A 15717-nucleotide genomic window follows, 5' to 3' on the forward strand; every position below is an offset into this window, starting at 1 on the left:
CCTGTTAATGGTTTTAAAAGGTAAAGATAATATACGGTATCACTTGCAAAAACGTTATTCATTTGTTTAAAAACCAATATTTATTATCTTTAAACCAATAATTACCTTAATAATTACCTTAATAATTACAAGAAACCCATGGAAAAATTTTTGAAACTAAAAGAACTAGTAGCCGGAGCTGAAGCAGATGCAGAAAAATTCTATAACTCTGGAAATGGTGCTGCAGGTACAAGAGTTCGTAAAGCAATGCAAGATTTAAAGACATTAGCTCAGGATATCCGTACCGAAGTAACTGAGAAAAAAAATAATGCGAAGTAAGCATTACCCGCATTAATAAGAAGGTCTGCATCTGTGGACCTTTTTCATTTTTTATGGATATCATTGAGGAAAAGCATTACCGTAAAATAATTCATGTGGACATGGATGCTTTCTATGCATCTGTAGAGCAACGTGATTTTCCTGAATACCGCGGCAAAGCGATCGCCGTAGGAGGCTCTCCTGAAGGTCGTGGTGTGATTGCAACAGCAAGCTATGAAGCCCGGAAGTTCGGCATACATTCAGCCATGTCATCTAAAAGAGCGTTGCAGCTTTGCCCATTCCTGATTTTTGTCCGACCGCGATTTGACGCTTATAGAGAGGCTTCCCGACACATCCGCGAAATTTTTAGTCGTTTTACTGATCTCATACAGCCCCTTTCACTCGATGAAGCCTATCTTGATGTCACGGAGGATAAAATGGGTATCGGCTCGGCCCTGGATATTGCTAAAATGATTAAACACCTGATCCGGGAAGAGTTGCAGCTGACTGCTTCTGCCGGTGTTTCCATCAATAAATTTGTGGCAAAAATCGCTTCCGATATCAATAAACCCGATGGTTTAACATTTATAGGCCCTTCCAAAATTGAAACTTTCATGGAACAGCTTCCTGTTGAAAAGTTTCATGGCGTCGGAAAAGTTACCGCAGAGCGGATGAAACTCCGGGGCTTGCATACTGGTGCCGATCTAAAAATGTTGACAGAACCTGAACTTGTCCATCTTTTTGGCAAATCCGGCCATTTTTTTTATAAAATTGTTCGGGGAATTGACGACAGAAAAGTGGAAGCTAACCAGGAAACTAAATCGGTTGGTGCTGAAGATACGTTTTCTGAAGACCTCTTTCGCCCGGAAGAAATGTACCAGGAATTGGAAAAATTGGCTCTGATAGTTGAAGGTAGAATTAAGAAACACCAGCTTAAAGCCAGAACAATCACCGTAAAAATAAAATTCAGTGATTTTAAATCGATCACACGCAGTAAATCTTTTCCAGATCCTGTTGCAGATTATCATGCGATCTTAATTGCCGCAAAAAACCTTTTGGATTCAGTTGAACTAAAAGACAAAAAAGTGCGTTTACTAGGCATAACCACTTCAAATTTTAGTGATGAAATGCTAAACAAGAGGAGGGATGGCTATCAAGGAAAATTATTTTTCTAATGATTATAAAAAAGTCATTTTTAAGTAATAGATTAAGCGCCAATTGATTACTTAATTTTTTTTATTACCTTTGTATAAGTTATCCATTGAGGACGTTAAACAAAGCGTCCTTCTGTCCATTGTTCAACGCACCACTAACCTTGATATCTATGAAAAGATATGCTTTAGGAATAGCAGGAATTCTTGTAATTGTTTTTGCGCTAACTTCCATCAGCTGGAAATCAACAGGCCATTCAAATGCTGTAAACAAATTAAATTCGCCGGCTAACCCAGACTTGGCTTACAACACTTATCTTAAAGACATTTACAATACTGCGCAATTAGAACAACATGGCTTATCCCTTGATGTGTTTGAGAAAGCAGTAACTGGATTTTTTAACCTGAAATTGTCCGGTAAAATCTCGGCTGATAAAGCTATCCTTTCTATTGCTGATTTTGATCAGAGCAGTAAAAATAAACGTTTGTGGATCATCGACCTTGCTAAAAGAGAACTGATCTTAAATACATGGGTTGCACATGGTCAGCATAGTGGTGGCGACAGACCCACAAAGTTCTCCAATATTAATAATTCTTTCCAGAGCAGCATGGGATTCTATGTGACAGGAGAGATTTATAATGGACAACACGGTAGGTCATTGCGCCTGGATGGCATGGATGAAGGTTTCAATTCTAATGCCCGTAAAAGAGCTATCGTTGTGCATGGTGCATCTTATGTTAGTCAGGGTACAATTAATGCACTGGGTAGGCTAGGTCGCAGCCAGGGATGTCCTGCAGTGCCTGCTGAGTTATCAAATGAGGTGATTAACACCATAGGTGGCAAAACAGTGCTTTTCATCAATGTAAGTGATGTGGATTATAATTCTAAATACCTTAATGAAGGTCTGGCTGCTCAGTTGGCCAGTAACTTTTATGGAATGGATAACACTTTAGACACTGTTTCTAATATTTAAGTTTAAAAACTAAATCTTAAATTCCAGCGGTATAAATTTTGCTTGTTTTCGATTCATTTAATTATATCATAAATCTCAATAACGTAGAAAGGGGTCACACTGTAATTTATACAATGTGACCCCTTTCTACGTTATTGTCCTGCGGAATTAAAAGCAGTTAAAACATTAGGATTTGCCTAATTTTTGAAGGTAGGAGTAGAGCACTACATCCAGACCATAAACATCTTTTCTAAATTGTAATGTGCCATCTTCTGCTTTCCAACTGGTAAAATAAGTTAAATAGACAGGGATTTGTTTCGGCAACGCGATATCTCTTGCCTGCTGGCCTTCTGTTTGAGCCATATCAGTTTTGATCTGTTCGTATTGTTTGCTATCACCGAATAATGCATGGGCAAGTTCAAGGGGTTTCTCCACCCGCACACAGCCATGACTTACAGCCCGCATGGATTGATTGAAAGCTGCCTTGGCTGGGGTATCATGGAGATAAACAGCAACTTCGTTTTTGAAGAGGAATTTAATTTTACCTAATGAATTTCCATTTCCAGAACGTTGTTTAAAGAAATAGTTTTTTCCCGCATTAGGATCTGACCAATCAATTAACTCCGGATCTTCGATTTTTTCACCATCCTTAAACACATCTATATTGTTGTTTGACAAGTAGTACCTATCGGCAGCCGCATGTTTAGTGATCTCTTTTGTGGCAATACTTTCTGGGATATTCCATACCGGGTTTACCTGTACGCTGTGGATCATACTTCCCAGTTGTGGTGTTTCCCTCGAGAACGGGCGGTCTTTTTTCAGGTCAACTTCATCATATTCCTTTAGTAAGTCTGTAGTTTTTAATTCACGGCCTTCACCCACACAAACTTTCATGTTTAAAATAGATTTCTCATTTTCTATGACATCCAATCTAAAGTCCGGGATATTTACAATGACAAATTTCTTATCATCCTTTCTGTTTTTCCACCTCAGGCGTTCCAGATTTACTTGTAACATGCGTGATGTTTCTTCGGCAGTATGGCCAGGAGCAGCAGTACCACTGGCTAATCCTTGTTGTAGGGCAAGGTATTGGCTGCCTTTCGGCTGGATACTGTCTAAATAGCGCTTGAGGTCATTTACTTTTAAAACTTCAACCATTGAAGTGCTATCCGGACGTTTGGTTTCCGTATAATAAGTGGCATAAATCTTCCTCGGACTGATCATTCCGAATTGCAAGGCATTGCTATAGTCAATTAAAGAGTTAGCAGCCATTATTTCCAGCTCAGCTATTACTTTGTAAGCCTCGTCTACAGTCTTTATTGCGTTCTTGTCATATACTTTTTTCAGTAGATCTGCCAGGGAGTTTGCGGCAAAAATCTGTGGATCAAGACCATGGCTGCCGGCTTTTGATAAATAGTCGGCCATTACCTTCAACTGTTCTTTAGGTAAATGGCGCGTCATGAGTACGGGCTGATATTCATTACTTTCATAATAGGCGGCAATGAATTTTGGATTTCTCAAGCTTGACTTTTTCTCTTCGAGTGTTTTTTTGAATACCGAAATGAAGGCTTCATTTTGAACTTCTTTAAAAACCTTATTTTTGGTTTCTTTGAAGAAAACCTGACCTATTTCTGAATCACTTTTTTTACAAGCCTGTAAGGTAAATATCGCTGTCATCAAGATCAGCAGCGAGTGGATTTTTATTCCTGTAGCGTTATTTTTTTTCATTTGTATCTATTGTTTTTTCATAAGTATGTTGTGATGTTTTCATCATAATACATGTATAATAAATTCCATGCCCCTTTTTTGTTTTTACACATATTTTCAGTAAATTTTCCTGAAATTAATAGTGATGTGAAGACTTATCCACAATTTATTTTGTAAAGGTGTTCCTATGGTTGTGCAAATGAATGAGTTAGAAAAAAGACAAAATATTCTTACTCAATGTTAGTAAAATTTGTGATCTTCGCAACCCCAACGATAAGGGAAAACTTGTTGTCTCGGGAATAAAGAAATCAATAAAATTAAGAATAATATGAATAACACTTGTACACAAGTATGGAATAACTGTCTTCAAATAATTAAGGATAATATCCCGGCCCAGAGCTTCAAAACCTGGTTCGAGCCGATAGCACCACTTAAATTAGAGGATAAAGTTCTGACGATACAGGTGCCAAGTTTATTCTTTTATGAGTGGTTAGAAGAGCATTACGTAAGCTTACTTCGACGAACAGTGAAGCTGCAACTGGGGGATGAAGGAAGACTGGAATATAACATCGTAGTTGATCAGAGTTCGAACGGGGTTTTACCTTACACCACAAGGATGCCTTCGAGCGGAAACGGCTCAGACAACCGCAAACAGAGCATGCCTGTTCCGGTTAACATTAACCGTGATATTAAAAACCCTTTTGTCATCCCTGGATTAAAAAAGATACAAGTTGATCCACAATTGAATCCTAACTATACCTTCGAAAATTATGTTGAAGGAGATAGCAACCGTTTGGCACGTTCAGCAGGTCATGCAGTAGCGGCAAAGCCGGGGGAGACATCCTTTAATCCTTTAATGATTTACGGACCTTCAGGGATGGGGAAAACCCATTTAGCCCAGGCAATTGGTAACCAGATCAGACAAACACTTCCGGATAAACTGGTGATCTATGTATCCTGTGAAAAATTCTGTCAGCAGTTTGTTGAATCTTTAAAAAACAACACCATTAACGACTTCGTTAATTTCTACCAGGCAATGGATGTGATCATCATGGATGATGTGCATAACTTCGCCGGCAAAGAAAAAACGCAGGATATATTTTTCCATGTATTCAATCACCTGCACCAGTCGGGCAAACAGATCATCATTACCTCGGATAAGGCTCCAAAAGATTTATCCGGTTTGGAAGAGCGTTTGTTAAGTCGTTTTAAATGGGGACTTTCAGCTGATCTGCAATTACCTGACTTACAGACAAGGATTGCTATTCTTAAAAAGAAGATGTACGTTGATGGTATTGATTTGCCTGAAGAAGTGGTAGAATATGTAGCGCACAACATTAATAACAATGTAAGGGAGCTGGAAGGTGCTATGGTATCCTTGCTCGCACAATCTACACTAAATAAAAAAGAAATTGACCTTCCATTGGCAAAGGCGATGATGAAAAACTTCATCAAAAACACCAATAAGGAAGTTTCCATGGACATCATTCAAAAATTGGTGTGTGAGTACTTTGAAGTGCCTATGGATTTACTCAAAGCCTCTACACGTAAAAGAGAAGTGGTTCAGGCCCGTCAGATTTCAATGTACCTGTCTAAAGCCATGACCCGCTCTTCCTTAAAAACTATTGGTGCATTTTTTGGTGGCAGAGATCACTCTACCGTTATCTATGCTTGCCAGACGGTAGAAGACCTTATCCAAACTGATAAAAAGTTCAGAACTTACGTAAATGATATTGAGAAGAAACTGAAAATGGGATAACTATCCCTTTTTAGTCCTGATGATCTGGCTGATGACTATTGCATCTTCAGCAAGTCCTAGTGCCAGATCAGGCGCATTGGTTGTAGCTTTTATTTTTTTGCGAAGGTAATACATGGTATAGGTAGAAGCTACAGCCACCGTGCTCGCAATTAATGCACCTGTAACAGGGTTGCGCCTCGCCAGACTATAAATTACTGCACCAGATAAAGCCCCCATCAAAGCGCGTCCTGTTAAAGGAACGGGTTTAATTCGGTCGGGCGTTGCGGGTAATTTATCTCCCACCATTTCCCCAGCTGCTAAAATATAAGAAGTAATCTGTACAGCAGGCTTTTTAAGGAAGCGTATCAAGGGTGTTTTGGGTTTAAAAAAGCCTGCATGACTAGCCAGGTTTGCACTGATCGCCAATGCGGAAACACTTCTCATTCCCGCTAACCAGCCAGTTGCAATGGCCTGGTATAGATATTTATGTTTCATAGGATTCAGGTATTAGCCGTTCTTTTGACCAACAGGGGAATGCTTGCTTTTGTTCTGGATACATTGCAATTGTAATTTGCTTTTTATGCAGATGATTTACATTCGCCTTTGATACGTGGTTGTTTGTAAACCTCAGCGTTATGATTCCTTTACTAGCTTTTAGATTCAATACGGAGGCAACTAGAGCCGCCACTTTCGCCTAATAACCCCGTTTCAGATCCACAAGGTCTTGAATTTTGTTGCCCTTCATGAAATGCTGAATATTAGCGATAAACTGATCAAGCTTACCTTCTGTTTCGTTTTCATCACCACCACCGCTATGTTGGGTTAAAATCACATTAGGCATTTCCCAGAGCACATTATTTGCAGGCAAAGGTTCAACTTCAGTTACATCCAAAACCGCGCCCGCTAGTTTTCCAATTTCCAACGCATGGATTAAAGCGGTTTCATCCGTTGTGTTCCCCCGGCCAACATTTGCGTAGAGGCTTCCCGGTTTAAGGACATTGAAAAATGCTGTTGATACATAATTGTCTGCTGTACCAGGCAGTGTGTTAATCACAAGGTCAATCTCCGGCAAAACTTCAAGCACTTTATTAAAATCATGGAGGTCTGCTGATGGATTTTTCCTGGCTACTGTCATCACCTGACAATCAAAGCCCGATAGCATTTTCTTTACCGCTGAAGCAATAGCGCCTGCGCCAAGAATAAGTACGTTTTTGTTGGTTAATCCTTGTAGTACAGTCCGGATTTGTTTTCCTTCCCATTTCTTTTCCGCCTGTAAACGAACAAGTTGGTGTATTTGTCTATAAAAACATAGAATGCCGGAAACAATAGTTTCTGCACAACTTTGCGCAAAAAAAGCTCCCATATTGGCAACAGGAACGTTTAAATTGAGCTGCTGGTATTGGTCAATACCAGCAGAATCAATGTGCCAAAAGAGAAGTTTAGAGGAACCCCTGTTAAAATCAGTTGCAGGAGGATTACCCAATATTATTTCCGCATTTTCAAACGCTGGAATCAACTCCGGTGCTGTTAAATCAGCTTTAAAAAGCAATACCGAACCTTCGGGCAGCGCCTTGTTTAACCGTATTCGTTGTGCTTCATTAAAATTAGTGTAAACCAGAATATTCATTTATTATTTTTTACCGATCTTATATAATTTACCACCATCAGTTACGGCATAAAGCGCACCATCTTTTCCTTCGGTAAGTGCGCGGAAGCGTTCGCCAAGGTCGTGTGCCAATCTTTCTTCACCAACTACTTTATTATCTTTAATCACAAGACGCGCAATGTGTGTACCACCAAGGCAACCTATAAATAAGTTTCCTTTCCATTCTGGAACCGCGTTGCTGCTGTAAAAGGTAACACCTGAAGGCGATACACTAGGATCCCAGTAATACACCGGTTGTTCCATTCCTTCTTTTTGCTGTATACCTTCTCCAACTTTTTCACCGCTATATTCTAGCCCGTAGGTGATTACCGGCCAGCCATAATTTTTACCGGCCTGTACGATGTTAACCTCATCACCTCCACGAGGGCCGAATTCCACTTCCCATAAATCACCTGTTTCTGGATTCCAGGCCATTCCCTGAGGATTACGGAAACCATAAGCATAAATTTCCGGTTTGGCATTCGGTGTATTAGCGAAAGGGCCATTTGGAACCGGCTTTCCATCTTTAGTGAGGTGCAGTATTTTCCCTAATGAAGTGCTTAAATCTTGTGCTTTTACGCGTGTTTCCTTTGATGAACGCTCACCAGAACTTACAAAAAGATTCCCTTGTTTATCAAATAAAATCCTTGAGCCGTAATGAAGATTGCCATTATAAGCGGGAGTAGCCTGGTAGATCACCACCTGATTTTCCACCTTAGTTTCATCTGCAGATAAGTTTCCTTTAGCAACGGCCAGTAGATTACCCCCAGGAGTCTGTTGTGAAAAACTCCAGAAAATTAATCTGTTCGTAGCAAATTGCGGATCAATATTTACATCTAATAAACCACCTTGACCATCAGCCACAACAGCGGGTAAACCGGTTATTTTTTTGTCTGAACTTCCATCAGCTTTGACGATACGCATGGTGCCGCTTTTTTCAGTAATTAAAAAACGGCCGTCCGGCAAACTGCAAATTGCCCAGGGTTGTTTCAGATCACTGTTGATAACGGTTGCCGCAATAGGTGTCGTTGTTTTTACTCCCGGTGCCCGCGTTTGACCAGGATTAGCCGGCTTATAATCCGTGTTGGGTTTCTGCGTTTCTACCGAAGGTCCGGAACTTACCGTGTCAGCAGGACTTTGTTGGGTTGCCGAATTTACTTCACTGTTGTTACAGGCAGTTAATCCTGCCGTTAAGGCAATCCCTAACATTAAGGGTTTGTAAGGAATAGATATCATAGAAAAACGATTAAATGTATTTAAAGATATAGTTTTTTCATGCCAAATCAAGCGAAATTTGATGTGTAAGAATTCTTTTACTTAGGTATCAAGTGGAGCTTCCTCAATTAATTATCCTTATTAAACTTTTATACTTAGAATATGTTTATAAAAACATAAAGATCTGTTCAGCATGTTTAAAGCTTCAAAGACCTCCTGTAAAAATACTATTGGATTAGTTTTGGCTATTATCATGTTAAGATTAGCCATGCCTTCGCTGGTTATCCCTTCTCGGAAATAGTTCATACAGACCTGTCGTTTGAATGGAAGTCAATTTGCAGATGGATTCAAGCTGCTATTTTTCTTTGCTTAAAACGCCTTAATTGACCACAAATACAGCAGAAAATCAATTAAATATATTTAATCATAAGCTTATGAAACGTACAGCAAAAGCAAATTGGAATGGTACTTTAAAAGAGGGTAGTGGTAAATTAACCACCCAAAGTACCGTGTTAAACTCTACCCAGTATTCTTTTAAAACGAGGTTCCAGGATGGGATAGGTACCAATCCGGAGGAATTGATTGCTGCAGCCCATGCAGGCTGTTTTACCATGGCGGTAGGTGCTGCGCTTACTGAAGCAGGTTTTACACCCGGCGATTTAAATACCGAGGCAGTTGTAGACCTTGATATGGTTTCGTTGAGTATTAAAGGTATCCAATTAAACTTAAAAGGCTCCCAGATTGATGGGGTAGACGAGGAACAATTTCAACAGATTGCAGAAGGTGCTAAAGCCAATTGTATCATTTCCAAAATTTTAAGTGTTCCAATAACCTTAGAAACGGTTTACGGTCAATAATTTTACCCACATCAGGCTATTTTTCAACAGCCTGATGTGGTATCCTTTTATTTCCTTTTGCTTTCGATGTTTGGGAGGAAGCCTGTGATGATTCCGATCAGCGGTAAAAATGAGCAGATGTAAAAAACATATTCAATATTCGTTCTATCTGCCAGATTACCCAAAAGGGCAGAACCTATACCTCCCATACCAAAAGCAAAACCAAAAAATAAGCCTGATATCAAACCCACCTTTCCGGGGATCAGTTCCTGCGCATACACTAGGATAGCCGAGAAAGCAGAAGCTAAAATAACTCCGATGGGTACTATTAAAATACCGGTCCAAAATAGATTAGCGTGAGGAAGCAGCAAAGCAAAAGGAGCTGTACCTAAAATAGAAAACCAGATGACATATTTTCTTCCAAATCGGTCCCCAACTGGTCCACCGATTAAGGTTCCTGCGGCAATAGAAAATAAAAATACGAACAGGTATATTTGTGAGGTCTGCACCGAAACATTGAATTTATCCATCAGGTAAAAGGTGAAATAACTCGTCAGGCTGGCCATATAAAAGTACTTTGAAAAGATAAGGACCAACAAAATACCAACAGCGAAAACAACCTTTCTTTTTGAAAACTGCGAGGTTAAAACAACATGCTGACGTGCTTTTTTGAGTTTACCCATCACACCTTTATACCAGTTACCCACATATGATAAAACCAGGATAGCTAATAATGCAATGGTGGAGAACCAGATTACGCTGAACTGACCGTAAGGAACGATGATCCATGCCGCAAGTAAAGGGCCTAAAGAACTGCCTGCATTACCACCCAGCTGGAAAATTGATTGTGCAAGTCCTCTTCTCCCTCCAGAGGCCGCATGGGCCATTCTTGATGCTTCAGGGTGGAAAATCGAAGAGCCAAAGCCAATCAGGGCTACCGACACCAACATCATATTATATTGCTTAGATAAGGAAAGTAATACGAGTCCCATCAAGGTGAAACCCATTCCCATAGCTAATGAGTAGGGCTGTGGTTTCTTATCTGTGTATAAGCCAACGAAAGGTTGCAGCAGTGATGATGAAAGTTGGAAAACCAATGTAATTATGCCAATCTGCGAGAAAGACAGGCTATAACTATCTTTAATTACAGGGTATATTGCCGGAATAAGTGATTGTAAAGTATCATTTAATAAATGCGAAAAACTGATAGCGAACAGGATGGGGAATACCGTCTTATTTGCTAAATCTGATTCTATAGATGGATTTTTCATGTAAAAATTTGGAAAGCTAAGGTAACCTTTATCTTTTATTTCGTCTCCAGAATAGGAACCATTTCTTATTCTTCGGATAACTACGATGGGAGGTTCTGTTATTGAAAACGATGGCTACCAATAACAGGATCATTACACCAGATAATACCGGACTCAAAACGTAAAAATAGCCCATAGACTTAATGTGTTCTGATCCGATGTTTGCTATTAACGCTGTAGCTCCACCTGGAGGATGGAGGGTTTTGGTCATCTGCATTAACACAATGGATACTGAAACTGAAAGCGCGGCGGATAACCACAATTCTCCCGGGATTAACTTATAGACTGTAACCCCGACGATGGCAGAAATGACATGTCCCCCGATCAGGTTTCTTGGTTGTGCCAGCGGACTGTTGATAATGCCGTAGATTAATACCGAAGAAGCGCCAAATGAACCAATTAAAAACAAATTGTCTGACGGACTCAAATATTTGGTATGCAACAAACCAATTAACCCTATCCCAAAAAAGGACCCAAGAAAAGTCCAGGCATGTTCTGTGTGATTGATCAGGGTTTCCCTATAAAAAATATACCTTGCTTTTCTAACCTGGCGGCTAAGCCTTTTCTTCATGCTTCATTAATGTTTGCGCAAAGATAAGAGTTTTGGGATTAGACAATCAGTTGCCCTGTTATTCATCACTTTTCTTGACGAAGAAATGAAAAACGGAAAAAACAAACACCAAGGGCTATTTAATTATTAGGCTAACTTTTATCTTATCGCAGCTGCAGCAGCACTTGCTAAAGATCGCAGCAAGGCGGTCTTATATCTCAATGCTGATAGTACTACCTTTAAATTCTTATAAAATAATAAAAGCCTGATCATGATTTATAATACAGGCCTTTTTTGGGAGAAACAGCTTAGCTGATCTGCTATTTTTAATTACTACAAGAAGTTGTTTTTAATTGTTGAATATGGTTGCAAATGCTAGTCTGCAATCTTTACCAATCTCAAGTGGCAGGCCATCTTTCAAATAAAGTTGAACAGAACCATCCGCTGGGGTAAAATAACGATAGTAATTGTAAATATTGTCAGTTTCGCCAGTAAATTCATTAATTCTTTCACTGAAATACCTCACATATTTGGCATCTAATATCTGAAGTTGTTCTTCGAACTGCTGTTTTTTGGTAATGGTTTCGGTTTGAATTTGTAACGTAGGGTCAGTCATAAGTGGCAATATACAGTTAAAATACACTAAATGTATGATTTTCAGTTGATTGTGACAGAAGTATGTTTATCGGAGGGATGTTAGGGCTTTTATGGGCTATCGTCATTAATTTTTTGTAACTACAACCCTGAAAAGGAGGATCAGGAGTGCAATAGCGAAAAGACTGGTATAGATCAGTTTGGTATGCCTGGCAAGCCATTGGGGTAAAAAGATATCGAAGTTATCTTTAGTTGAATCTGAATAATGTCTGGCGATCACCGTAAGTGGGCACATCCATCTAAATAATAATAACACGAAGCCTTCTACTAATACCAGGCCAACGCCTATCCAAACCCATGTATTAATGCGATTGGTGATGGCTGCGTACAATAAATAGAAAATGACCACATTAAAAAATAGCCAGATCATGGTATGTACAATTTTGATGATGAGTAGCTTATTCATGACGAAAGATTTTTTTGCTCAGGTGATTTCATGATTAACCAGCAACAAAAGATTCCACCGATAGTAAGGAAAGCATAGAAAGGCATCAGCGGGTCCAAATGTCCATAGGTTTTTGCATTGGCAAGTTTTATTGTGCCAATGCACAGTACTAAGCCATAGGTGAAGCCTTTTACAAGCATAATGATAGCCCACACATAACCCCATGCGCGGCGCCTCCATAAGAGAATAGCAGCTAAAATACTAAGGGGAAGTATGATCGTGAGATCTAGTGCGAATACGATGCTGGTTGGATGTTCAGTCAGTTTGATGGTTTCGGGAATCCTGCCAGATGTAATAAAGGGAATGATCATGCTCATCTCCACCATCAAAAGTATAGCAGCGATTAACAACAGGTAAAAACTGACGAACCGGACCGGAACTCTATTGCTGAACTTTCCAGCCAGCTGCTGGATGTTAAGTTTGGACAGCATCGAAATAAGTGTAATAGCTGATAAGGAAAAAAGTGCTGCATAAATAAGAAAGAACTTATTAAAAACAGCACCAAAAAGATAAAAGGCGAAATTGTAAAATATATAGCCTACTAAGCCAATCCAGATAAACAACCATCGATGATAACCTTTTTCTGTTAAAATCATAGAAAATAAGAGCAGTGGTACAACTACAAAGAGAGTGACGGTATCATTAGCAGACCAGGCTGATTTAACAAAATCATTATCGCCATAAAGATTATTTAACAGTAGCCCACCTGCAGCGGCAATCACGCTTAGGGTCGTGAGGATAATGGTGAGAATAAGGCTGGTTTTTAAATCCGATTTGCTCATCCTTCTCTATTTTATGCTGTTATAATGTAAGAAATAATGAGGAGTTTTTAATACAAATTTGGAATTGGTGTGCTGAAGTTCGCTACCATAACACTCGTGATCATCAATTAAAATTTGATTACTTTAAGTATTTTTGAACAGCGCATCACAAACGAAGAAAGATGGAAATATCAATAATGAATTAAGATAGTCGAATGATGAAAAGAATTTATCTGATAAGTGGCTTGGGTGCGGATAAACGAGTCTTTGAAAAACTTACATTTGATCTTGATACACAATTAATATTTCTTGATTGGATCAGTACGCAGAAAAACGAATCTTTGGAAGAATATGCGGCCAGACTTGCACTGAAGATAGATCAAACGTCACCTTTTTATTTAATCGGTGTTTCTTTTGGAGGTTTCCTGGCCACTGAAATTGCTAAAAATTTGAACCCATTACATACCTTTATTCTTTCGAGTACCGCTGTTTTTTCCGGGATCCCCTGGTATTATCGTTTATTAGGCAGCTTTAAGTTGCATCAATTCATACCGACCAGCTTTTTCAAGAAGGCAAATTCAATTTCCTATCATTTGTTCGGTATTAAAACAAAGCGTGAACGGAATATGCTGAAAAATATATTAATTGATACCGATCCTGTGTTTTTAAAATGGGCACTATCATCCATAGTTAAATGGAGAAATACGGTTAAGCCTGCAAATCTCACTCATATTCATGGAACCTTTGATAAAATATTACCAATAAAATATACAACGCCGGATATTTCGATTTCAGGCGGCGGACATCTTATGGTTTTTTCAATGGCTTCACAAATCTCAGCAGCCATTATGAAAGTCAACATCTCACTTCCTCCTTACGATGCTTTCCCAACTATTTCTGGAAACAAAATTACATTGCGACAAATTCAGCAGTCGGATATCAAAGACATTCTTGAAATCTCCTATTACGATGCAGTTAAGGCCTCAACCATAAAGCAAGCGATTGAAATGCATGATAAGATTAATGCAGATTATCTCCAGGGCAATTCAATTCATTGGGGGATTGCAGACCTGGGGTCAAATCAAATTGTCGGGACCTGCGGTTATTACCGGGGATTAGATAAAGGCGAAGGTGAATTGGGTTGTGTTTTATTGCCTTCATTCCGCGGCCAGGGTCTTATGATGGCTGCCATGCAATTAGCCATCGGTTTTGGCATTAAAAACATCGGACTTAAACGGATTTGGGCCGTTACAACCATTGATAACCACAAAGCAAGAAATATGTTTGATCGGCTTGGTTTTATCGTAATTAAGGAATTACCTGACGGAGAAATAAAATATGAGTTTGTGAGTCGTTAGATTTCTAATAATAATATTAAGTTATTTAAATAGTTAAATATATTTGGAAATTACTTAAAGCTATACTAAATTGAGAAGAACCCCTCTTGTCAATTTAACTCCTGTTTTGGCATCATAAAGGGCATATCAACCTTAATAATTATGCAATCAACAGTTAATTACGAAATCCATTCCAAAGAGAAATTCTATTTTATAATTAAAATAATAGCCGCTCTAGCTGGCTATACTTGGATCTATTGGATAATCACGGTACTATTGAGTGAAACCCAAGGCGAAGTTGCCTTTGTGCCGCTCTTCTTTTTTGTTGGGTTGATTTTTTTCTATCTGCTTTTTCGAATGGGGATTTTAAAAGCTTATTTCATGCGGAATGCAGTAAAGGTTTCGAAAGTACATTTTCCTGAAATACATCACATCGTTGTACAACAAAGCAATTTACTTGGATTAAAAAAATATCCTGAAGTTTACATGCTGCAAAGTGATAACGCATTAAACGCTTTTGGTATGCGGTTTTTTGGTGCCAATTATGTCGTGCTTAACGCTGATATTATGAAGTCAGCTTTGGTAGAAGATTTAAATGCCCTTAAGTTTATCATTGGTCATGAGTTAGGATATATTAAACGTAACCATATGACTAAATCTGTTTTGCTATTGCCTGCAATCGTCGTACCTTTTTTACACGCTGCCTATTCCAGGGCCTGTGAGCTTACCTGCGATAATATAGGTCATGCGCTCTGTCAGGAAGGGGTGAGGCCTGGATTGTTTATTCTGGCTCGCCGAGCCTTTATCAATCAGCAGGTAGATGTCGGAGGTTATTTTTCCTGGTTTTCCATTCACCAAAGACTGAACTACAGGATAAGCAGATTCGGGGAAGTTGAGGTTGGGGAAATAGAGCGGGTAGTTTTAGCACATGGTTTTAAAACTGATCCTGTTATATCCGTTAAAAATGAAGCATTAGGGAATCCTATTTTAAAATAAAAAACCGTCTTTAATTTAATTAAAGACGGTTATTTTGTGTACACCCAATAGGATTCGAACCTATGACCTACGGTTTAGAAAACCGTTGCTCTATCCAGCTGAGCTATGGATGCATTTCCATT

The 15717-nt window shown here is 39.1% G+C and carries 16 protein-coding genes and 1 tRNA gene; 7 read left to right on the forward strand and 10 right to left on the reverse strand.

Going from position 1 to position 15717, the window contains the following annotated elements:
* Positions 1-138: 138 nt before the first annotated feature.
* From WG905_RS13985 to WG905_RS13995, 3 genes are all read left to right on the forward strand, one after another.
* Complete coding sequence (locus WG905_RS13985) at positions 139-318, forward strand: histone H1 (RefSeq protein ID WP_339592352.1); 180 nt, start codon at positions 139-141, stop codon at positions 316-318.
* Between the two features lie 53 nt (positions 319-371).
* The gene (dinB, locus tag WG905_RS13990; protein WP_339592353.1) at positions 372-1472 is read left to right on the forward strand and encodes a DNA polymerase IV; all 1101 of its coding nucleotides are present in this window, start codon (positions 372-374) and stop codon (positions 1470-1472) included.
* 149 nt (positions 1473-1621) lie between these two features.
* Positions 1622-2422: a murein L,D-transpeptidase catalytic domain family protein gene (locus tag WG905_RS13995; protein ID WP_339592354.1), complete on the forward strand. Its 801-nt coding sequence runs from the start codon at positions 1622-1624 to the stop codon at positions 2420-2422.
* A gap of 165 nt (positions 2423-2587) precedes the next feature.
* Here WG905_RS13995 and WG905_RS14000 read toward each other — a convergent pair whose 3' ends face one another.
* The gene (locus WG905_RS14000) at positions 2588-4129 is read right to left on the reverse strand and encodes a L,D-transpeptidase scaffold domain-containing protein (RefSeq protein ID WP_339592355.1); all 1542 of its coding nucleotides are present in this window, start codon (positions 4127-4129) and stop codon (positions 2588-2590) included.
* A gap of 307 nt (positions 4130-4436) precedes the next feature.
* Here WG905_RS14000 and dnaA point away from each other — a divergent pair, with 307 nt between their 5' ends.
* The gene (gene dnaA, locus WG905_RS14005) at positions 4437-5867 is read left to right on the forward strand and encodes a chromosomal replication initiator protein DnaA (RefSeq protein ID WP_339592356.1); all 1431 of its coding nucleotides are present in this window, start codon (positions 4437-4439) and stop codon (positions 5865-5867) included.
* Here the strand turns inward: dnaA and WG905_RS14010 are convergent, their stop codons facing one another.
* The 3 genes from WG905_RS14010 to WG905_RS14020 form a co-directional block, all read right to left on the reverse strand.
* On the reverse strand, positions 5868-6341 hold the full coding sequence (locus tag WG905_RS14010; RefSeq protein WP_339592357.1) for a DUF4126 family protein: 474 nt from the start codon (positions 6339-6341) through the stop codon (positions 5868-5870).
* A gap of 199 nt (positions 6342-6540) precedes the next feature.
* Positions 6541-7473, reverse strand: a complete 933-nt coding sequence (locus tag WG905_RS14015; protein ID WP_339592358.1) for a D-2-hydroxyacid dehydrogenase — start codon at positions 7471-7473, stop codon at positions 6541-6543.
* A gap of 3 nt (positions 7474-7476) precedes the next feature.
* Positions 7477-8727, reverse strand: coding sequence for a PQQ-dependent sugar dehydrogenase (locus tag WG905_RS14020; protein ID WP_339592359.1), 1251 nt, complete (start codon positions 8725-8727; stop codon positions 7477-7479).
* Between the two features lie 413 nt (positions 8728-9140).
* Here WG905_RS14020 and WG905_RS14025 point away from each other — a divergent pair, with 413 nt between their 5' ends.
* Positions 9141-9563 carry an OsmC family protein gene (locus WG905_RS14025; protein WP_339592360.1) on the forward strand — a complete coding sequence of 141 codons (423 nt, stop codon included), beginning with the start codon at positions 9141-9143 and terminating at the stop codon, positions 9561-9563.
* 47 nt (positions 9564-9610) lie between these two features.
* Here the strand turns inward: WG905_RS14025 and WG905_RS14030 are convergent, their stop codons facing one another.
* The 5 genes from WG905_RS14030 to WG905_RS14050 all read right to left on the reverse strand — a co-directional run bounded on the left by WG905_RS14030 (position 9611) and on the right by WG905_RS14050 (position 13283).
* On the reverse strand, positions 9611-10813 hold the full coding sequence (locus tag WG905_RS14030) for an MFS transporter (RefSeq protein WP_339592361.1): 1203 nt from the start codon (positions 10811-10813) through the stop codon (positions 9611-9613).
* A 28-nt stretch (positions 10814-10841) separates the two neighbouring features.
* Entirely contained in the window at positions 10842-11423 is a 582-nt protein-coding gene (locus WG905_RS14035) for an HPP family protein (RefSeq protein ID WP_339592362.1), read from the reverse strand.
* Between the two features lie 328 nt (positions 11424-11751).
* Positions 11752-12018: a hypothetical protein gene (locus WG905_RS14040; protein WP_339592363.1), complete on the reverse strand. Its 267-nt coding sequence runs from the start codon at positions 12016-12018 to the stop codon at positions 11752-11754.
* A gap of 105 nt (positions 12019-12123) precedes the next feature.
* Entirely contained in the window at positions 12124-12462 is a 339-nt protein-coding gene (locus WG905_RS14045) for a hypothetical protein (protein WP_339592364.1), read from the reverse strand.
* Positions 12459-13283 (reverse strand): hypothetical protein, encoded by an 825-nt coding sequence (locus tag WG905_RS14050; RefSeq protein ID WP_339592365.1) that lies wholly within the window; start codon positions 13281-13283, stop codon positions 12459-12461. Before WG905_RS14050 ends, WG905_RS14045 begins: the two co-directional genes overlap by 4 nt.
* A gap of 194 nt (positions 13284-13477) precedes the next feature.
* Between WG905_RS14050 and WG905_RS14055 the strand changes: the two genes are divergently transcribed.
* Together WG905_RS14055 and WG905_RS14060 are read left to right on the forward strand one after the other, a co-directional pair.
* Positions 13478-14620 carry a GNAT family N-acetyltransferase gene (locus tag WG905_RS14055; RefSeq protein WP_339592366.1) on the forward strand — a complete coding sequence of 381 codons (1143 nt, stop codon included), beginning with the start codon at positions 13478-13480 and terminating at the stop codon, positions 14618-14620.
* Between the two features lie 141 nt (positions 14621-14761).
* Entirely contained in the window at positions 14762-15595 is an 834-nt protein-coding gene (locus WG905_RS14060; RefSeq protein WP_339592367.1) for a M48 family metallopeptidase, read from the forward strand.
* Between the two features lie 39 nt (positions 15596-15634).
* On the opposite strand, the gene WG905_RS14065 is transcribed toward WG905_RS14060, so the two are convergent.
* Positions 15635-15708: transfer RNA gene (locus WG905_RS14065), tRNA-Arg, on the reverse strand.
* Between the last annotated feature and the right edge of the window lie 9 nt (positions 15709-15717).

The organism is Pedobacter immunditicola, assembly GCF_037482985.1.
Classification (GTDB): domain Bacteria; phylum Bacteroidota; class Bacteroidia; order Sphingobacteriales; family Sphingobacteriaceae; genus Pedobacter; species Pedobacter immunditicola.